Annotated in this window: 19 protein-coding genes and 1 tRNA gene; 10 read left to right on the forward strand and 10 right to left on the reverse strand. The window is 33.1% G+C overall.

What is annotated here, in order from left to right; translation table 11 throughout:
• Positions 1–74: 74 nt before the first annotated feature.
• Positions 75–584 (reverse strand): hypothetical protein, encoded by a 510-nt coding sequence (locus ACP7AV_RS14620; RefSeq protein ID WP_426092582.1) that lies wholly within the window; start codon positions 582–584, stop codon positions 75–77.
• Between the two features lie 442 nt (positions 585–1,026).
• Between ACP7AV_RS14620 and ACP7AV_RS14625 the strand changes: the two genes are divergently transcribed.
• Both ACP7AV_RS14625 and ACP7AV_RS14630 read left to right on the forward strand, forming a co-directional pair.
• The gene (locus ACP7AV_RS14625; protein WP_426092583.1) at positions 1,027–1,410 is read left to right on the forward strand and encodes a hypothetical protein; all 384 of its coding nucleotides are present in this window, start codon (positions 1,027–1,029) and stop codon (positions 1,408–1,410) included.
• Positions 1,407–2,663, forward strand: a complete 1,257-nt coding sequence (locus ACP7AV_RS14630; protein WP_426092584.1) for a tyrosine-type recombinase/integrase — start codon at positions 1,407–1,409, stop codon at positions 2,661–2,663. The genes ACP7AV_RS14625 and ACP7AV_RS14630 overlap by 4 nt, the downstream gene beginning before the upstream one ends.
• Positions 2,664–2,863: 200 nt before the next feature.
• Here the strand turns inward: ACP7AV_RS14630 and ACP7AV_RS14635 are convergent.
• Positions 2,864–2,940, reverse strand: a tRNA-Met gene (locus ACP7AV_RS14635).
• Between the two features lie 154 nt (positions 2,941–3,094).
• Between ACP7AV_RS14635 and ACP7AV_RS14640 the strand changes: the two genes are divergently transcribed.
• Positions 3,095–3,487 (forward strand): START-like domain-containing protein, encoded by a 393-nt coding sequence (locus ACP7AV_RS14640; RefSeq protein ID WP_091203555.1) that lies wholly within the window; start codon positions 3,095–3,097, stop codon positions 3,485–3,487.
• Between the two features lie 54 nt (positions 3,488–3,541).
• On the forward strand, positions 3,542–4,381 hold the full coding sequence (locus ACP7AV_RS14645) for an aminotransferase class IV (protein ID WP_426092586.1): 840 nt from the start codon (positions 3,542–3,544) through the stop codon (positions 4,379–4,381).
• Here ACP7AV_RS14645 and ACP7AV_RS14650 read toward each other — a convergent pair.
• The 5 genes from ACP7AV_RS14650 to ACP7AV_RS14670 all read right to left on the reverse strand — a co-directional run bounded on the left by ACP7AV_RS14650 (position 4,378) and on the right by ACP7AV_RS14670 (position 8,950).
• The gene (locus ACP7AV_RS14650; RefSeq protein WP_426063513.1) at positions 4,378–4,938 is read right to left on the reverse strand and encodes a YqgE/AlgH family protein; all 561 of its coding nucleotides are present in this window, start codon (positions 4,936–4,938) and stop codon (positions 4,378–4,380) included. The genes ACP7AV_RS14645 and ACP7AV_RS14650 overlap by 4 nt on opposite strands.
• 118 nt (positions 4,939–5,056) lie before the next feature.
• Positions 5,057–5,329, reverse strand: a complete 273-nt coding sequence (locus ACP7AV_RS14655) for an HU family DNA-binding protein (RefSeq protein ID WP_073017033.1) — start codon at positions 5,327–5,329, stop codon at positions 5,057–5,059.
• Positions 5,330–5,508: 179 nt separating this feature from the next.
• Positions 5,509–6,456, reverse strand: a complete 948-nt coding sequence (gene fmt, locus ACP7AV_RS14660) for a methionyl-tRNA formyltransferase (RefSeq protein WP_426092587.1) — start codon at positions 6,454–6,456, stop codon at positions 5,509–5,511.
• Positions 6,456–8,351 (reverse strand): RecQ family ATP-dependent DNA helicase, encoded by a 1,896-nt coding sequence (locus ACP7AV_RS14665; RefSeq protein ID WP_426092588.1) that lies wholly within the window; start codon positions 8,349–8,351, stop codon positions 6,456–6,458. Before ACP7AV_RS14665 ends, fmt begins: the two co-directional genes overlap by 1 nt.
• A gap of 59 nt (positions 8,352–8,410) precedes the next feature.
• Positions 8,411–8,950: an AAA family ATPase gene (locus ACP7AV_RS14670; RefSeq protein WP_426063516.1), complete on the reverse strand. Its 540-nt coding sequence runs from the start codon at positions 8,948–8,950 to the stop codon at positions 8,411–8,413.
• Positions 8,951–9,097: 147 nt separating this feature from the next.
• Between ACP7AV_RS14670 and ACP7AV_RS14675 the strand changes: the two genes are divergently transcribed.
• The 4 genes from ACP7AV_RS14675 to ACP7AV_RS14690 all read left to right on the forward strand — a co-directional run bounded on the left by ACP7AV_RS14675 (position 9,098) and on the right by ACP7AV_RS14690 (position 12,599).
• The gene (locus ACP7AV_RS14675) at positions 9,098–9,382 is read left to right on the forward strand and encodes a DUF493 family protein (RefSeq protein WP_426092589.1); all 285 of its coding nucleotides are present in this window, start codon (positions 9,098–9,100) and stop codon (positions 9,380–9,382) included.
• An 87-nt stretch (positions 9,383–9,469) separates the two neighbouring features.
• Positions 9,470–10,195, forward strand: coding sequence for a DUF4290 domain-containing protein (locus ACP7AV_RS14680; RefSeq protein ID WP_091203548.1), 726 nt, complete (start codon positions 9,470–9,472; stop codon positions 10,193–10,195).
• Between the two features lie 109 nt (positions 10,196–10,304).
• Positions 10,305–11,615: a UDP-N-acetylglucosamine 1-carboxyvinyltransferase gene (gene murA / locus ACP7AV_RS14685; RefSeq protein ID WP_426092590.1), complete on the forward strand. Its 1,311-nt coding sequence runs from the start codon at positions 10,305–10,307 to the stop codon at positions 11,613–11,615.
• 114 nt (positions 11,616–11,729) lie between these two features.
• Complete coding sequence (locus ACP7AV_RS14690; RefSeq protein WP_426063520.1) at positions 11,730–12,599, forward strand: cation diffusion facilitator family transporter; 870 nt, start codon at positions 11,730–11,732, stop codon at positions 12,597–12,599.
• Positions 12,600–12,756: 157 nt separating this feature from the next.
• Here ACP7AV_RS14690 and ACP7AV_RS14695 read toward each other — a convergent pair whose 3' ends face one another.
• The 3 genes from ACP7AV_RS14695 to ACP7AV_RS14705 all read right to left on the reverse strand — a co-directional run bounded on the left by ACP7AV_RS14695 (position 12,757) and on the right by ACP7AV_RS14705 (position 16,478).
• Positions 12,757–15,243 (reverse strand): DUF5686 and carboxypeptidase regulatory-like domain-containing protein, encoded by a 2,487-nt coding sequence (locus tag ACP7AV_RS14695; protein ID WP_426092591.1) that lies wholly within the window; start codon positions 15,241–15,243, stop codon positions 12,757–12,759.
• Positions 15,244–15,337: 94 nt separating this feature from the next.
• Positions 15,338–15,751: a type II 3-dehydroquinate dehydratase gene (gene aroQ, locus ACP7AV_RS14700; RefSeq protein WP_426092592.1), complete on the reverse strand. Its 414-nt coding sequence runs from the start codon at positions 15,749–15,751 to the stop codon at positions 15,338–15,340.
• Positions 15,752–15,914: 163 nt separating this feature from the next.
• The gene (locus tag ACP7AV_RS14705) at positions 15,915–16,478 is read right to left on the reverse strand and encodes a porin family protein (protein ID WP_426063523.1); all 564 of its coding nucleotides are present in this window, start codon (positions 16,476–16,478) and stop codon (positions 15,915–15,917) included.
• Between the two features lie 422 nt (positions 16,479–16,900).
• Here ACP7AV_RS14705 and ACP7AV_RS14710 point away from each other — a divergent pair, with 422 nt between their 5' ends.
• Together ACP7AV_RS14710 and xerD are read left to right on the forward strand one after the other, a co-directional pair.
• The gene (locus tag ACP7AV_RS14710; RefSeq protein WP_426092593.1) at positions 16,901–17,491 is read left to right on the forward strand and encodes a hypothetical protein; all 591 of its coding nucleotides are present in this window, start codon (positions 16,901–16,903) and stop codon (positions 17,489–17,491) included.
• Positions 17,492–17,567: 76 nt separating this feature from the next.
• On the forward strand, positions 17,568–18,479 hold the full coding sequence (gene xerD / locus ACP7AV_RS14715) for a site-specific tyrosine recombinase XerD (protein ID WP_426092594.1): 912 nt from the start codon (positions 17,568–17,570) through the stop codon (positions 18,477–18,479).
• The last annotated feature ends 50 nt before the right edge of the window (positions 18,480–18,529 follow it).

The following is an 18,529-nucleotide window of genomic DNA, read 5'->3' on the forward strand; positions in this document are numbered from 1 at the left end:
TGGCTTTGAAGTCTTTTCCGAAGGTTCTTCTTGTTCTTGACATATTAGTGCTAATTTAAGGTTTTTATTCCTATCTAAATTAGTCGGGATATATTGTCCGAATTTTTGGGGTCAGCATAAATAATTATTTCTGGACATCCTGATAATAATACTAATTTGTTCACGTTGGCACTAAATTCACCAAATAAAATTTTTGGACTATGTAGTAAAGTTGTGAGTGAGTTTTGACTACAATAAAAGGAATCTCCCACATAAATTGGGCTATATTTTAGCGATTTTAATTTGTTATTTTCACAAATAAAATTATTCATAACAATTGTCGGACAGCCTTTTAAAGTTATTAAAATGTTTTCTTCAGAGTTAAAATCTCCACCAACATACATTGGGCAATTTTCCAAAGAAGTTAAATAGTTCGATCTGCAATTAAAATTTCCGTTAACCTTATTAAATTTTAATGGTATTTTCTCCAACCCTAAGCATTTAAGATTTACATCGCCTACTACATCAATCGTTCCATCATCATTTATTGTATAATCCGCAATTTCAAATTGTTCGCAAATTTTAATTATTTCCTCTTTTTCCATTTAATATTTCAATTTTCTATTTCTAATATTATATTATTTTTTTAAAATAAAGTTTAAAATATAGACTCATATTTTACGAAATGGTTTTGAAAATTCGTCTAGTGGCCAAAGAAATTTCGAAAACACTTGACCTTGTTGTCGCTTTACGCAATTGTGATATTTCAAAAGTAAGTTGGAAAGGTGAAGATTACGCTGGTGTCAATGAGTTTTGCGGTATATCTTAGCTCAAGATTCGACAAAATATAAGAAAAGTACGGGACAAGAGGTTCAGCGTCGCTGCTTTTAGTTTTGCATAGTAAAGACGGCTTGCGATGAACTAACCAGTTAAAAATGCATTTTATTGGGAAAGTTAATTACTGTTTTTTGAGAAATTTTAATTTTTTTTCATTTGGTTTAAAACTTTTTGTTTCGATAATGATATAAGTCGATATAATAATAAAATATGATAAATATAAATTTAGAGAAACAAATGAATTGCCCAACAATTCTATCATTAAAAGAGGTTGGTAAATTAATTCATTTAAAAGATATGGAGAGCATTAAACGATGGTTGCGTAGTAATAACATTATAATTTACAAATTAGCTAAGTTAAACTATGTTTATAAAGTTGATTTTGAATGTGCGATTACCTTGCCACAGGTTAGAAATTTTAGAAAAGAGTATCTGATGCAGTGGGAAAGTTATTATCGAAAAACAATAAAAGAGGATGCGCTATTTAATATGATAATGTTGAAATTAAATATTGAGATTAATTATCAACCAACTACTAAAGTAAAAAGGAGAAGTCATAGTGATCAACGGTTGTATCAAAAATTATTATCATGAGTAAGTTAAAGCTTCCAAAAAATCCTCATAAGGGATTAAAGGTATTTTGTAAAAAATGTAATATAGATAATTCTACATGTAAACATTATGAAAATCAGATTTATAGGGTCAGAATTCATGTGCCAGGTTCTAAAAATTCAGTTAAAACTAAAAAAATGGAAGCTACTGATTATTATAATGCTGTAATTGAAGCCATCGAATTTGAAAAAGAATTAATCGCAAATAATTTTTCGATTATTAAAAATTTATCCGAAGAAGGAAATGATTACTCGATAATTGATGCTGCTATTCGATATAACCAATATCTTAACGGAGAAAGCAATTACGCCCATTTAAAGAAGAGTATTAGTGAAGGTTATAAGGCCGAGTTAATTCGTTATTGCCGTTATTTTTTCGAAAATTTGAAAAAAACTAAAGATATTAGAACATCTAGAATTAAGGATATAAAAAGGGAGGATGTTTCTAATTTTTATCTGTGGGCCGACAAAAAGTTTGAGGACAAAACATTAAACAAGTGTATGTCTAGTGTAAAATGTTTTTTTGCATTTTTAATCGATATAGAAGAAATTGATATGAGAAATCCTTTCCGGAATTATATAACAAAACAAGTTTTAAAACCTAATATCGAAACTGTAAATAAAGATGAGTTTTTGAAAATTCTTGAAGCCATTGATATATATGATCCTTTAATTACTTTAGGAGGGAAAGGAGAGCGTAAAAACATGTTTAAACCGTATCTGAAAGATGGGTTCCGACTATTTTTACTAACAGGGGGCAGGAGAGAGGAAGTTGTTGATTTGAGATGGAGTAATATTTTTATAGCTCCAACCGGAGTCAAGTTTTTTAGGGTAAGAAATATGAAAGTGGAACTCATAACAAACAAAATGTACATTTACAAGCACATCCCGATTAATGATGATCTATATAATTTGCTGCTAGAAATGGGATATGATAAAAATAAGGATTCTGATAATTATATATTGTGTCCTGACAGAGTAGTTAAATCGATTACGATAATGGATTGTCTTTCAAAAGCTTTTACTCATTATCGAAAGGGTTCAGGGATGGAGAAAGATATTAGTTTGAAGAGTTTAAGAAAGACTTATCTTACGTGGGTAAATCAAGTTATGAACAAGGATACAAAAATTCTATCTTCTCATTCAACAGATGGTGTCCTAAAGGAATATTATTTAGATCCGACAGTCTTAACAGCAATTGAAAAAGGGGCTTTGAAAATTAAAATTTTTGGCTAAAATGCAAAAAGGTATAAATGAAAAACTACAATTCATTTATACCTTTTCTGTTTGATGTTTATTAAAATTTGTATCTCGATTTATAAATTCCTCACTTGAGTCCTCACTTTAGTTCCTCACTTGAGAAGTTTAAAGTCGTTGATTTAGAAAAATAATTACAATAAAAAAGCCCTAACATATTGATGTTAGGGCTTTTGTTTTGGTAGCGAGACCGAGATTTGAACTCGGGACCTCAGGGTTATGAATCCTGCGCTCTAACCAACTGAGCTATCTCGCCATTATTAGGGTGGTAAGCCAGCCCTGAATGCGGGTGCAAATATAAAAATAATATTAGAGCTTGCAAGCATATTTTTAATAAAAAAAAATATTTTTCAAAACACTTTTTTTATGTAGTTATATTCTATATATTTCCGAAAAATTAAATGTAGCTCATGGATCAAAAAGTACGTTATGAAATCGAGTTCCCCATAAATTCCTCGCCTCAGTTGTTGTATCAATACATATCGACTCCATCCGGTTTGTCTGAGTGGTTTGCCGATAATGTGAATTCTCGTGGTGAATTTTTTACTTTTATTTGGAATGACTCCGAAGAAAAAGCAAGACTAGCCTCAAAAAAAACAGGTGAAAAAGTGAAATTTAAGTGGGTAGATGAAAATAGTAAAGATACCGAGTACTTTTTTGAACTGCATATCCTAGTAGATGAACTCACGAAAGACGTTTCTTTAATGGTAGTTGATTTTGCTCTTAAAGATGAAGTCGATGAAGCAACATTGTTGTGGGAAAATCAAATTTCTGATTTGAAACATCTAATAGGTTCTGTGTAAAAAATCATTTTTTATAACTTATATTTGCCCTGAATAAAATTTAGGGCTTTTTTTATGATTAATTTTAATGGAACCATTGTGTCTGAGGATGCCAATATTTTGACACACAACCGTGCTTTTCTATATGGCGACGGAGTTTTTGAAACAGTTAAAATAATAAACAATAAAATTCTTTTTCTGGAGGATCATTATTTTAGACTCATGTCTTCCATGCGAGTTGTTCGAATGGAAATCCCCATGAATTTTACAATGGAGTTTCTGGAAGAACAAATCCTTATTTTAGTTAATAAAAATGGACTGACGTCCTCTTCTCGTGCCAGAATTACAGTGTATAGAAACGATGGAGGATATTATTTACCACAAAATAATACGATTTCTTTTTTAATTTACGCTGTAGCACTTGAAAACAAGCTATATTCAATCGAAAAAAAGGAATATGAAGTAGATTTATACAAAGATTTTTACATCACAAAACAATTGCTGTCGTCTATCAAAACGACTAATAAAATTATCAATATAACGGGAAGTATCTTTGCAAATGAAAATGGGTTAGATAATTGTTTATTGCTTAATGACAGTAAGAATATAATTGAAGCACTTCAAGGAAATATCTTTATGTTGAGGGGTAATAAATTGATTACGCCACCGGTTTCTGAAGGCTGCTTAAATGGGATTATGAGAAAGCAGATCCTAAGTTTAGCAAAGAAGATAGAAAATTTAGACGTTGTAGAAGAGGTAATCTCTCCATTTGATCTTCAAAAAGCAGATGAATTATTTTTAACTAATGTTATAAAAGGAATACAACCAATAACACAATATCGTAAAAAAACTTTCACCACGAAAATATCTCTTCAACTGTTAGAGAAACTTAACGAAATGATAAGTAGTACCTAATTTAAGTATGGATTTTCTGGAGCGTTTGACCAGATGAGGTATTCCCCACCTAATTCCATGATTTGTTCTTTCCAGAAATGAGTCGCTGATTTTCCAATTATCTTGTTCTCATAGCTATTGGAAGTGATAATCCAGGAATTGTTTTCCATCTCTGATTCTAATTGTTTTTCATCCCAACCAGTATATCCTAAAAAGAATCGGATATTGTCTTTGCTTATTTCTCCTTTATTTATGAGTTCTTTTGTCGATTCAAAATCGCCACCCCAATAAATTCCATTCGATATTTCAATACTGTTAGGAATTAGTTCTGGAATGTTATGTATAAAATATAGGTTGTCTTGTTCCACCGGGCCACCGTTATAAATCTTAAATCGTGCGTCAACATCCGGAATCAAATCGTGGATGGTGTACTTCAATGGTTTATTAATAATAAAACCAACGGATCCTTCTTCGTTATAGTCAGCTAATAAAATTACTGATCTATTGAATGATAAATCCCCAATTATCGTAGGCTCTGCGATAAGCAAATATCCTTTTTTTAATTTGTCTGTAATCATTGGATTGGATTTTTTATTAAATTTAGGTTTTTTATTATAAGAGTGCCAAATAAAATCGTTGAAACGTATAAAAAAACCTTCCAGATGGAAGGTTTTGATTATATAAGGGAGACAAAAATTAGTTTACCGCACCTTCTAATTCTGCACCTGCCTTAAATTTCACTACATTTTTCGCAGCGATTTGGATAGTTTTTCCTGTTTGAGGATTTCTACCGTCTCTAGCAGCTCTAGCAGAAACAGACCATGATCCGAAACCTACTAAAGATACTCTTCCACCTTTTTTCAAAGTACCTCCTACGTTTCCTAAAAATGACTCTAAAGCTAATTTTGCAGCAGCTTTTGTGATTCCTGCATCAGCAGCGATAGCATCGATTAATTCTGATTTGTTCATAATGAATAGTTATTAATTGTTGGTTAAAAAAAATTGTTAATACACAAATTTAGTAGGAAATACGTTCCTTGCAAGCGTTTTATGTTAATTTAGTTTATTTTGTTGATAACTTATTTTTTTTGTTGATAAATCAATGATAATTTCTGATTAAAGTGTATAAACACCCGTTTTTATTGGTGTTAATAGGCTTTTGCATCGGCTGAAAAAGCAATTCCATTCAATAATTCTGTTGTATTCATTTTCTTTTTGCCCGGAAACTGTAAATTACGTATTTGGATAAATCCGTTTTTTACCGCAATTTTCATTTCTTTTTTGCTACAAATCAAACTCCCAACAGCATAATTATGCTCCTCAGAAATTATAGTAGCATCGTATATTTTTACATTCCATTCCTCATTCTTGTCTCCAAAGAAGCACCAAGCCGCGGGATACGGACTCAAGCCTCGAATCAGATTGTTTATCTCCTGAGCTGATTTTGTCCAATCTATTTTGCAATTCTCTTTGTTGAGTTTGTAAGCTGTTTTTATATCGGCAGTATCTTTTTGAATAACTGTAGATACATTTCCTTTTTCAATCATTTTTAAAGTGTCAATAACAGTCTTGCTGCCTAATTCTATTAATCGGTCGTGCAAGTTTCCCGCATTTTCATTTTCATCTATTGGGATTTCCGAACTTAAGATCATCGCCCCAGTATCAATTTTATCATCGATAAAAAAAGTGGTGACACCCGTTTTAGTTTCCCCATTTATAATTGCCCAATTTATGGGTGCGGCGCCGCGATAATTCGGTAGGAGTGAAGCGTGAAGATTAAAAGTTCCTTCAGAGGGCATTTCCCAAACAACTTTTGGCAACATTCTAAAGGCAACTACAATTTGTAAATTAGCATTCAATGTTTTCAATTCAGCTAAAAAGGCCTCGTCTTTTAGGTTTAAAGGCTGCAATAAAGGTAGGTTGTGATGCAGCGCGTATTCTTTTACTGCTGAATATTTTAATTTTTGTCCACGGCCTGCTGGTTTGTCTGCAGCGGTAATAACGCCTACAACATCATAGTTATTCTTGATTATGGTATCTAAAATCCCCACTGCAAATTCGGGAGTTCCCATAAAAACAATTCGTAATTTTTCCATTATGATCTTAAAGTATATTTGTTATTTGGTTTGACCAAAATCGTGTTGTTTTCTAATAAATCCTTAAGTACACCGATAACTTCGTCCGGACTATTTTTAGTTTTGTTTTGAATGTCTCTCGAATTTAAATCTTCGGCTTGCAGTAAAGCAATTATTTCTCGTGAAAGCAGCGTGACATCTTTTTTCTTTATATTCTTTGTAATGCAAAACGAGCAAATGCCACAATCAACAGTTGTTTTTTCGCCAAAATAATTTAGAATCAACTTGTTCTTGCATACTTTTTTCTCACTGATGTACTGAATAACAGATTGAAGCTGCTCTTTTTTTAACTGATTTTGATGCTCTAAATATTTTGAGACCCGATTGATAGTTTTGTCATCTTCGCGGACTTCATTAAAAATTAATGTGGCATCATTGTTTTTCGAATGATATTCTATAATTTCTTTTTCTTTCAATTTATGTAAAACAGCCTGAATTTCAGTTTCCTTATGATTTGATTTTTTAGCAATCAATTGTAAATTGAAAGTGGTTTGCATTTCGTAAATTCCGGGATATGTTCTCAATATTGCCAAAATAATTTCCTCGTCGTTCGGATTTAAACTCATGTACCGAATTACCTCCTTGGAAGGAATCAGAAACTGCAACGTGATTTTTTCTGAAAATTCTTGGGACAGGCTAATAATTCCTTGTCGGTCCAGAAATTGCATTGCATTGTATGTTTTAAGTGTTGGGAATTCGTATTTTAAACAAAAATGATGCAAATTAAAGGTAAACTGTTCGTTGATCCCCTCTCCGTAAGCAATTTGAAAATAGTTGCAGAGCTTGACATACATTAACTTCAAGAACTTTTTATCGGGAAGAATGTTGATAAATTGGCTTTGAGCCTGAATACTATCGGAAGGACTGGTCAATAAAACAGCAAAGGCTCTTTCTCCATTTCGTCCCGCACGTCCCGCTTCCTGATAATAATTTTCCATATTTTCCGGAAGCTGAATGTGGATTACCGTTTTTACATTGGCTTTGTCAATTCCCATTCCAAAGGCATTGGTAGCCACAATTACCTGCACTTCTTCGTTCATCCAGGATTGCATGTTTCTGTCTTTCTCTTTGGACGAAAGTCCGCCGTGATAATACGTAGCTTTAAATCCTAATGAATTCAATTGCGAGGAAATATCCAGACACGATTTTCTGTTTCGCACATATATTATAGACGGTTGTGGATTTTTTTTCAAAATTTGCTCTATTCGGAACAGTTTATCCTCGACCTCAAAAATCATGTAAGCAATATTTTCCCTGGCAAATGATTTCTCGAAAATCTGTGGTTTATGTAATCCCAACTCAATGATAATATCTTCTTTGACCCTTGGCGTAGCAGTGGCAGTCAATGCTAAAAAGGGCACTTTTGGAAAATGCTTTTTTAGTTCCGAAATTTTTAAATAAGCTGGCCGGAAATCATGTCCCCATTGTGAGACGCAATGCGCTTCATCTATGGTGATTAAATTGATGGGAAGATTTATTATTCGTTCCAAAATCCAGTCGGATTGTAGACGTTCCGGTGATAAATAAAGGAATTTATAATTTCCGAATTGGCAATTGTCCAGTAAATCAATCATTTCCTCGGATCGTATCCCGCCTGTCAATGCTATGGCTTTGATGTTTCGCTTTTGCAAATTGGCTACTTGATCTTTCATCAGTGCTACCAAAGGCGAAATGACTAAGCAAATGCCTTCATTCATTATAGCCGGAATCTGAAAACAAACTGATTTTCCACCGCCGGTTGGCATCAATGCAAAAGTATCATGACCGCTTAAAACAGAGTCGATGATTTCGTATTGTAGCGACCTGAATTTGTCGTGTTTCCAATATTTTTGAAGAATAGCTACTGCTTCTTGCATAGAGTATAGATTTCATTTCATTGAAAAACAGTCCAAAGCATAAATCCTAAACCTGCAGACTATTTAGAAATTTCATCTAAGATAAAAAGAATTCTTTTATCCATCGTGTCTTTTGGAACTTCTATGAGTTCGTAACCGTAATTCTGGTAAGTTTCAGTAAGGTGATTATAAATAAGTTTCGCTTGTTCGAAGTTTTCGTAACGTTCGTCATCGCTGATGTAAATTTCCTCCCAAGGCGGAAGAATGAAGATTTTTGAATAGGTATGTTCGCGGCAAGCGGCATCAAAAGTAGCAGGATAACTATCGCCAATATAATGCATATAGGCCAAAACATCCGGAATTCCTCTGTCGATAAATACCACTTCATGAGACTCTTTTACAGCATTTTGAAACTGTTTTTTTCTTCCTTCAAGAAGTAATTCGCTGAATAACAATGGTTTTTCAAGGAACAATTGCTCGATTCCTTGCTTTTTTGCTTCCAAAGTTACCTCGCGGGAAATTTCGGGATAACAACAATGTCCTTTAGCGACCAATCCGTCGATAATAGTGGTTTTACCTGTTCCTGGACCGCCAATGATAACTATAATTTCTTTTTGCACTTTTAAAAAATAAGGCGCAAATTTACTTAAACTAATTGGGATTTGAAAAAATCATTGCGGTTAAAATGCGATTAGACAAAAAATCATAATTCAAAATTCATAATTTACGTTTGAAACCGTATATTTGCCTTTATTTTTAAATAAAAAATGGATAAGAAGACTGAAGAATTTTATGATAGATTAAAAGTGGAGTTGGATATGAGCAATACATGGCCAGCAGAGTACTTATTTAAATTTATTGTACCAACAGAAAATGATAACATTGAACGAGTGGAATTGGCATTTGATTGTATGGGCGCAGTTATTAAAACTACAAAATCCAAAACAGGAAAATTCACTAGCATATCGGTTGATGTTACTATGAAAAATTCGCAAGAAATAGTAGATAAATACCTAGAAGTTTCTACAATAGACGGTATTATTTCCCTTTAATTACAACATAAAATTTTTGATTTGCTGCCTTCGAATGGATTTAATTTTCGAAAAAAAGCATAGGAATCAAAATAGATACATTCGAATATGAATTCAAAATATATTAAAGAAAACTCGAACGATGTCGTGCATCATTTGGAATACAATGCCGAGAGATCGCATTTGATTATTCCGGAGTACGGCCGTCATTTGCAGAAATTGATTGATCAAGCGACTAAAATTGAAGATGATGTAGAACGCAACAAAGCGGCAAAATACATTATTCAGGTGATGGGAAGTTTGAATCCACATTTGCGTGATGTTCCTGATTTTCAGCATAAATTGTGGGATCAGATTTTTATTATGTCTGATTTTAAATTAGTGGCTGATTCACCTTATCCAATTCCATCGCGTGAAGTGTTGCAATTGAAACCCGATGTTTTAAAATACCCACAGAATTTTCCAAAATACAGATTTTACGGCAACAATATCAAATATATGATTGATGTGGCCAATAAATGGGAAGATGGCGAGATGAAAAGTGCTCTAGTGAAAGTGATTGCCAATCACATGAAAAAATCATATTTAAGTTGGAATAAAGACACTGTGAAAGATGATGTAATTTTCGAACATTTATATGAACTTTCCGATGGCAAATTGAATTTGATTCAAAGTACAGAGGAATTATTAAATACCACCGATTTATTGCGAACCAACAAACGGGTTTCGAATAAAATCTTACCGGTTGGCCAGCCAAAAATTCTTAGTAACAAGAATACGAAAACTGGAAAACCAAATCCAGTTCACAAAAATCAAAACAGAAAACCTTTGTAAATCAGTTATAAATTAAGAGTATTTAGGTTATTAATTTTTTAAGAAATAACTTTTTACTCGTAACTTTTTAACTCATATCTAAATAATTTATAACTCATAATTGTAAAAAATGGGAATTTTCAAAATAGAAGGAGGCATTAGTCTTAAAGGAGAAATCACGCCACAAGGAGCTAAAAATGAAGCGCTACAAATTTTATGTGCCGTTCTTTTAACACCGGAAAAAGTGATTATCAATAATATTCCCGATATTATAGATATCAACAAACTAATTACACTTTTAGGAAATTTAGGTGTTAAAATCCAAAAAACAGGATCAGGATCGTATACTTTTCAAGCGGATGAAGTGAACATAAACTATCTGGAAACCGAGGCATTCAAGAAAGAAGGTGGGTCTCTAAGAGGTTCTATTATGATTGTTGGACCACTTTTGGCACGATTTGGAAAAGGATATATCCCGAAACCAGGCGGTGATAAAATAGGTCGCAGAAGATTGGATACTCACTTTGAAGGATTCATGAATCTTGGTGCCAAATTCCGTTACAATAGAGAAGATCATTTTTATGGAGTTGAAGCACCAAAAGGATTAAAAGGTGCCGATATGTTATTAGACGAAGCATCTGTAACCGGAACCGCTAATATTGTTATGGCTGCAGTTTTGGCCAAAGGAAAAACAACCGTTTATAATGCTGCTTGCGAGCCTTACTTGCAACAATTGTGCAAGATGCTAAATTGCATGGGAGCTAAAATTTCCGGTGTTGGATCTAACTTATTGACCATTACAGGGGTTGAAAGTTTAGGCGGTTGCGAGCACAGAATTCTTCCGGATATGATTGAAATTGGGAGCTGGATTGGTCTGGCTGCAATGACAAAATCGGAAATTACGATAAAGGATGTAAGTTGGGATAATCTTGGAGTAATCCCTAATACGTTTCGAAAACTTGGGATTACATTGGAACGTCGTGGAGATGATATTTACATTCCTGCTCACGTAGATGGGTATGAAGTGAAAACAGATATTGACGGTTCTATTTTGACAATTGCTGATGCGCCCTGGCCCGGATTTACCCCAGATTTGTTAAGCATCGTCTTAGTAGTTGCCACTCAAGCAAGAGGTGATGTTTTAATTCACCAAAAAATGTTTGAAAGCAGATTGTTTTTTGTTGATAAACTGATTGATATGGGAGCAAAAATTATGTTGTGTGATCCGCACCGTGCTGTTGTTATGGGGCACGATTTTAAATCTCAACTTAAAGCAACCACAATGTCATCACCAGATATTCGTGCGGGAATCTCATTATTGATTGCAGCGCTTTCCGCAAAAGGAACCAGTACTATTCAAAACATTGAACAAATCGATAGAGGGTACGAGCGTATTGATGAACGATTGAGAGCCATTGGTGCTAATATTGTTAGAGCATAAATAACATAAATCATAAAAAAATATCGTTTAAGTAAGCTAGAAAGGATTTAAATCTAAAATTCAATTCAGTTTACTTAAACGATTTTAGTTTCCATTCATCTATAAATAAAATACATGTCAAGCGAACAAACAGCGATAAAAGCGACTTATTTTAGTATAATTGGAAATACATCTTTGGCCATTATAAAAGGTCTGGCAGGTTTTTTTGGAAATTCGTATGCATTAATTGCAGACGCAATTGAATCAACTACTGATATTTTTTCTTCATTTTTAGTCCTGTTCGGAATCAAATATTCCAACAGACCAGCGGATAAAAACCATCCTTACGGACACGGCAGGGCAGAACCATTGATTACTTTTTTGGTTGTAGGTTTTTTGATTACTTCGGCAACTATTATTGCTTATGAAAGTATTATCAATATTGGAACGCCACATCAATTGCCAAAACCGTGGACATTATTAGTTCTTGGGGCAATCATTGTTTGGAAAGAATATTCTTTTCGAATAGTGATGAAACGCAGTATTGAAACCAATAGTTCGTCACTAAGAGCTGATGCTTGGCACCATCGCAGTGATGCAATAACTTCTGTGGCGGCGTTTCTTGGGATTTCTATTGCTTTGATTTTAGGAAATGGTTATGAATCTGCTGATGATTGGGCGGCACTTTTTGCTTCAGGATTCATACTTTATAACAGTTACCTTATTTTTAGACCCGCTTTGGGCGAAATAATGGATGAACATTTATACGATGATTTGATAGAACAAATCCGAATGGTTTCAATTCAAGTGGACGGAATTATTGATACCGAGAAATGTTTTATTCGAAAAGCTGGTATGCAATATCATGTGGATTTACATGCGACAGTTGATTCAAATATTACTGTGAAAGAAGGACACGATCTGGCACATAAACTAAAAGACACTTTGCAGGAAGAAATTCCGGAACTGGGACATGTGTTGATTCATGTGGAACCAAATGATTAGTTATTAATCAAATAAAATAAAAAAAGGCACCGAAACTATTTTCTGGTGCCTTTCTTAATTTGTTGGGATTTTGTTACATCAAACGCAGTCAAGATGCAATAATGGTTCTCGATTTCGCTCGAACTGACAATAGGACTCAATCATTAAAATTATTTTTTTACTCCAATATGTTCAAAAACTTAAGCCCAAAAACAACTCCGTCACCTTGAAAACCATTTTGGTACGAACGAACATAATCTACACGAAGCATTTTAAATTTACCAAAACCTAAATTGTCCAGCCCAACTGTCATTTCAGTATAAGGTTTGTTATTGGGTGTAGAAAGTGCATGAGCACCCAGTATCAAAGTTGATTTTAGTTTGTTCAACAATGGTATTTTATTCATGATATAGCCTTTGTCATTGTATTCAATATGCGCTTCAAAATAGCTGTCATTCGTACTGTTAGAATAATATGGGAGCAAGTTAAATACATTCAAATAACGCGCTGATTGTCCGATATGGGTTTGGTTTCCATTGAAATGCTTGAAGTCTATAAAAGCAATATTGTCCGCATTCAAAAACTTTCCCGCTTTTAGATTCAACCCTACAACTCCTTTATTTCCTAATGTCAAATCATACGTTAGTCTGGTGTTGAAATGGTCGAACTCATATTTCTTTTCGTTGGCTGCAATTGCTTTTTCATAGCCTAAATATAGAGTTGGAAATTTTTCATTTCGGATGTTAAATTTCCCATCGGGACGGGAAGAATACTTGTTTCCAAAATTGATTTTTGCAATCAAATTTACTTTTGTCAAATGGTGTTTTTCAAAAGCTGGAGTTGTGAAATCATTAGGTGCCAAAGGATTATTCGAAGTGTATAAATCTTTCTTGTTGAACAACGAAAAATCAGTATTATTGAATAATGGTTTGCGTTGCTGATACTCTAACTTTCCATTTAGGTTCACTCCATTTGCAATATCCTGGCTGTAGCCAATTGCCACCGATTCCAGATTATACAACTTCATAAAATTGTTCTTAAAAATTAATGAACTAATCGTGTTTATAGTTTTACTGATAGGCTCATTCGGATTAAATTGCTTTACGGAACTACCTCCAGTCATATATAAAGTGGCAAAATTTTGATTGTTGAACCGGTGGATAAATTGTCCGGTGACACGCAAACGATCTTCAGCGAAACCATAATTGAGTTTTGTACTGATGGAAGTGTATATTCCTTTGTTTTCCTGATTTTTCCAATTAGTGTATCGAAACCCAGAATCAAAATTATATCCTTGTACGGTATTAAAACTAAGTGAACCAAGGTTCAATAATCCTTCGTAACTAAAGCTGTGTTTTTCAGTACTATTCTTATACGTATAACCGGTCAATACCTTTAATAATTTAAATTTATTTTCTTTTGCATCTATTGAATCCAAGTATTTTTCTGAATTTCGAACCGTGTAAATGCTATCTTTTCTAACATAATCGGTGCTTTCTTCAATTGTTAACGGAATGGGTCTGTTAGAATTCCAGAACAAGCTGTCTTTTTTATTGGCATTTATTTCGATGCGCGTAATTTCATTTGTAAATGTTTTGGAAGCAAATGCATCTATAAATTCATAATTGCTATATACGTAATTGTATTTTCCGGTAAATTTTATCCCAAAAGCGCCTGCTGTGATTTCGAGACTTTGTGTGTTTTTTGCCCAAATTTTATTGCTGTTATTGTAACTGAAATTTTGTTTTAAGGTCATCACATCGACAAATTCCTCTTTCATTCTGTAGCCTTTTATATCCAGATCAACTGCGTAAACCGCCCAGGAATCTTCCACTATATAAATGTATCCTTCAAAAACGGGCTCGCTGTCACGCTTTGCTATCACTTTTATTTTGTTGATCATATTTTTATTCTCATCAAAAAACGTGCTTTCTAACTTGTAATTATAGTAATTGAAAGCGTTGTTTGCTATCGGAGAAATCATTTGGACACCAAAATCTATGGTATTGTCATAAAAGTCGTAGAATGAAGATCTGGCAGTATTGTAGCTGTAACCATTATCTCTGCCACTTACTTTTGAGGCAGTAACAACTTCTTTTAAGTTGTTGGGTTTTTCAAAAGCTATTTTCGAAAAGGTTTCCGATAAGGAAATAATGCCGGTTCCGGTAGAATCTAAAGCGCCATCAAAGTCACCAATTTTTTGGCCTAATATTTTTTTCGGGGCATTTTTTAATTTAAAAATACCTCTGGAATAAAAGTCAGCGTTGAATCGGTTGGTTTTTAAAGTGTTTACTTTTCTGCTGGCAATAGCATTTTTTATAATCGCCAAAGCGGGATTGTTTTTCTTATTGATAATCACTTCATTCAGTGAAAAATTTTCTTCCTCCATTTTTATATTTAATGAATAAGGCAATTTATCAGTTTGTATTATTATTTTTTGGGTTTTAAAACCTAAAAATTGAAAGACAACCGTTTGTTTTTCTTTTTTCTTTAAATTAAATTCATAGTTTCCTCGTTCATTTGAAGTGGTCCCATTGTAAGTGTCTTCCTGAAAAATAGTGACAAAAGGTAATGGGTTTCCTTTTTCGTCCGTGACAGTTCCTTTTATTTGTGCATTGCTAACAAATGAAACTAAGAAAAGCAGTAGTAAGTAATGTTTTTTCATGAAAGTTTTTTCTTTCACAAAAATAATAGAAGTTTAAAAATAGCGTATTAATTATTTGTTAAAGATTTATTTAGGAGGTAATTATAATTTAAAACTATAAAAAAGACTGTACTGCTAACTCGTAACTTTTTAAACCAAAACCCAAAATAACACCTTTGGCATTTCCTGAAATGTAGGATTGATGTCTAAAACTTTCACGGGAAAATGTGTTCGAAATATGGACTTCAATAACAGGCGTAATAATGGCCTTGACAGCGTCGCCGATTCCGATAGAAGTGTGCGTGTATGCTCCGGCATTCAAGATAATGCCATCGAATGAAAAACCAAATTCCTGAATTTTATCAATTAACTCGCCTTCAATATTACTTTGAAAATAAGTGAATTCTACTGAAGGAAATTTTATTTGTAAGGTGGTGAAATATTCTTCAAAAGTTTGACTTCCGTAAACTTCTGGTTCACGTTTGCCAAGAAGATTAAGGTTTGGTCCGTTGATGATGCTGATTTTCATACGTAGTTAATATTTGTTTTTTATTTGAATATGGAATTCGCATATGACTTATCTGGTTTTCATTACATCTCCGATATGCTCATTTCATAATTCCTGTTTTGGTAAAAATAAAAAAACCGTTCCAATTTATAGAACGGTTTTAATAAATTTAATTTTATTATTTCTAGAATGTAAATCCCGCTGAAATCTGAAGCACTGAGTTTTTTACTTCTGCCTCTTTTGAAGCTTCTGTTAGTCCTAAAACGTAGCGACCTTGAAGAAAAATGTTTTTTGTTACATTTAAAGTTAAACCTCCGGCTACGCCAAATTCAAATGTTTCAGCATTTTTTACATCAAATTCATTTCTTTCACTCAACAAAAAGGAAGCCTGTGGTCCAAGATCTAAACTGACGGTCTTGTTAAAATGTATTTTGGCTAAAACAGGAATGGATAAATAACCTAATTCGTTTTTGAATTCTTCAAATGCATTTTTATAAGTTGCTCCCTGCGTAGAGTACAGTAACTCGGGTTGTATAGAAAAGCCATCGGTTAGTTTAAGTTCAGCTACCAAACCTGCATGGTAACTGGTAATAGCGTCAGTATTATAATTGTCACTATTTACGGTGATGTTACTTCCTGATTGATTGGCGTAGTTTATACCACCTTTTAATCCAAATTTAACCAATTGTGCTTGCATGTCTACTGATGCTGCGAGTAAAACTACTGCTGCTAGAATTATTTTTTTCATAATTTGTTTTTTTTAATATTAATTAGTATTTATTGAAATGGGACTTTTGATTAAAACTATTTTGTTGAATAATTATTGTCTTATTTATCTACCAACTCTTAACGCAAATATTAGTCCAAAAATATTGACAAATTATTATTTAAAGTTCCTATTGCAGAAAATTTAAATATAAACTAAGCTTTTTTTGTTTTAAATTAATGCAATACAGTCGTTTATCGCAATATCTATTTTTGATTATTTTAAATATTTTTTTATTATTATTTTACTGATAGCTGTAATTAAATAAAAATAATTGTGTCAAAAGTACCTTGACGTTGACAATAAATTTTCAATAAAAATGTTAATAACTTGTAATGGTAGGAAGTGTATTACTTTAAAATTAATATACTTTTATATCCTTATTAATAACAAATTAAAAAAAAATGAAAAAAATTATTTTATCGGTATTTATTGCTTTATTGAGTCTCAGTGGCTATGCACAAAAAGAAGGCGGTTTTAGAGTTGGTCTGGATTTAGGAATTGTACCTACCAATGGTGGTGGCGGTATACTTTTATCTTTGGAACCAAAATACAACATCAAAGATAATATGAATGTTGGTTTAAGAATAGGAGTAGCTGCGATTGTTCGCGATGTAAATGATTCTGGTGCCACTACTAGTGCAAAAGCCTCAGCTAACGGCTCATATGTGGCCACTTATGATTATTATTTTAATGCGTCAGGGAAGTCTTTTGTTCCTTACATAGGAACTGGCGCGGGATATTATAGTATCGCAAATGTACAGTTTGATGATACAAATAATTCTACTGATGTAAATGTAGATGCAACAGGTAAAGTGGGAGCATTGGTACGAGGTGGTTTTGAGTGGGGAAAATTCAGAATGGGACTAGAGTATAATTTAGTGCCTAAATCTACTTTACAAGACATAAATGGCAATAACAAAGGCACTGTAGCTAATTCCTATGTAGGAATCCATTTAGGATTTTATGTGGGTGGTGGCAAATGGGGAAAATAATTTTTTCGCATCAAAATACGTAAAAACCACTCTTCGGAGTGGTTTTTTAATGCTCAAAAAGTGTTTCTTTGTAGCCATGAATTGGGATAGCTACATAAAAAATTATCAATCGTATTTAAAAATTGAACGCGGTTTATCGAAGAATACAATAGAAAACTATTCTTTTGATATTGAACGTTTGTGCCTTTTTTTAGAGACAAATGAAATCGATGTTTCCCCAATTAATATTAGTGATGAAACCGTGCAACAGTTTATTTATAACGTTGCAAAAGAAGTCAATCCGCGTTCGCAAGCCAGAATTATTTCTGGTCTGAAAAGTTTTTTCAGCTATTTGATTTTTGAAGATTATAGAATTGACAATCCGTTAGAATTAATCGAAACACCTAAAACAGGGCGAAAACTTCCGGATACTTTATCTGTAGAAGAAATTGATCGACTTATCGCAGCTATTGATTTAAGCTCTAATGAAGGAGAGCGCAATCGCGCCATACTTGAAACCCTATATGGTTGCGGACTTCGGGTTTCGGAACTAGTTGCATTAAAAATATCGGATTTATTTTTTGATGAAGGTTTTATCAAAATAACTGGGAAAGGGAATAAACAACGTTTCGTTCCAATCAGTGATTTTACGCAAAAATACATTCAGATTTATAGGAATACTACTCGAAAACATCTTACGATTCAAAAGGGTTTTGAAGACACATTGTTTTTAAATAGAAGAGGAAAACAATTGACACGAGCTATGATTTTTACGATTATCAAGAATTTGGCTGTAAAAATTGATCTTTATAAAACAATCAGTCCACATACTTTACGTCATTCTTTTGCGACTCATCTTCTTGAAAACGGTGCTGATTTGCGTTCGATACAGTTGATGCTGGGTCATGAATCCATAACTACCACAGAGATATATGTGCACCTTGACAGAAGGTTTCTAGCAAATGTTCTGAATTCATTTCATCCAAGAAAATTGTTGGACGACAAATAACATTGCTGCATTATAAAATAAAAAAAGACGTATCGATTTTACATCAATAC

It is taken from the genome of Flavobacterium sp. DSR3-2, from assembly GCF_049896525.1.
Classification (GTDB): domain Bacteria; phylum Bacteroidota; class Bacteroidia; order Flavobacteriales; family Flavobacteriaceae; genus Flavobacterium.

Coding starts and splice junctions, on each gene's coding strand:
- ACP7AV_RS14675 (WP_426092589.1), top strand. CDS start 9,098: ATGGATAAGAAGACTGAAGAATTTTATGATAGATTAAAAGTGGAGTTG.
- ACP7AV_RS14625 (WP_426092583.1), top strand. CDS start 1,027: ATGATAAATATAAATTTAGAGAAACAAATGAATTGCCCAACAATTCTA.
- murA (WP_426092590.1), top strand. CDS start 10,305: ATGGGAATTTTCAAAATAGAAGGAGGCATTAGTCTTAAAGGAGAAATC.
- aroQ (WP_426092592.1), bottom strand. CDS start 15,751: ATGAAAATCAGCATCATCAACGGACCAAACCTTAATCTTCTTGGCAAA.
- ACP7AV_RS14640 (WP_091203555.1), top strand. CDS start 3,095: ATGGATCAAAAAGTACGTTATGAAATCGAGTTCCCCATAAATTCCTCG.
- ACP7AV_RS14630 (WP_426092584.1), top strand. CDS start 1,407: ATGAGTAAGTTAAAGCTTCCAAAAAATCCTCATAAGGGATTAAAGGTA.
- ACP7AV_RS14705 (WP_426063523.1), bottom strand. CDS start 16,478: ATGAAAAAAATAATTCTAGCAGCAGTAGTTTTACTCGCAGCATCAGTA.
- ACP7AV_RS14655 (WP_073017033.1), bottom strand. CDS start 5,329: ATGAACAAATCAGAATTAATCGATGCTATCGCTGCTGATGCAGGAATC.
- ACP7AV_RS14645 (WP_426092586.1), top strand. CDS start 3,542: ATGATTAATTTTAATGGAACCATTGTGTCTGAGGATGCCAATATTTTG.
- ACP7AV_RS14680 (WP_091203548.1), top strand. CDS start 9,470: ATGAATTCAAAATATATTAAAGAAAACTCGAACGATGTCGTGCATCAT.
- fmt (WP_426092587.1), bottom strand. CDS start 6,456: ATGGAAAAATTACGAATTGTTTTTATGGGAACTCCCGAATTTGCAGTG.
- ACP7AV_RS14650 (WP_426063513.1), bottom strand. CDS start 4,938: ATGATTACAGACAAATTAAAAAAAGGATATTTGCTTATCGCAGAGCCT.
- ACP7AV_RS14710 (WP_426092593.1), top strand. CDS start 16,901: ATGAAAAAAATTATTTTATCGGTATTTATTGCTTTATTGAGTCTCAGT.
- xerD (WP_426092594.1), top strand. CDS start 17,568: ATGAATTGGGATAGCTACATAAAAAATTATCAATCGTATTTAAAAATT.
- ACP7AV_RS14695 (WP_426092591.1), bottom strand. CDS start 15,243: ATGAAAAAACATTACTTACTACTGCTTTTCTTAGTTTCATTTGTTAGC.
- ACP7AV_RS14620 (WP_426092582.1), bottom strand. CDS start 584: ATGGAAAAAGAGGAAATAATTAAAATTTGCGAACAATTTGAAATTGCG.
- ACP7AV_RS14690 (WP_426063520.1), top strand. CDS start 11,730: ATGTCAAGCGAACAAACAGCGATAAAAGCGACTTATTTTAGTATAATT.
- ACP7AV_RS14665 (WP_426092588.1), bottom strand. CDS start 8,351: ATGCAAGAAGCAGTAGCTATTCTTCAAAAATATTGGAAACACGACAAA.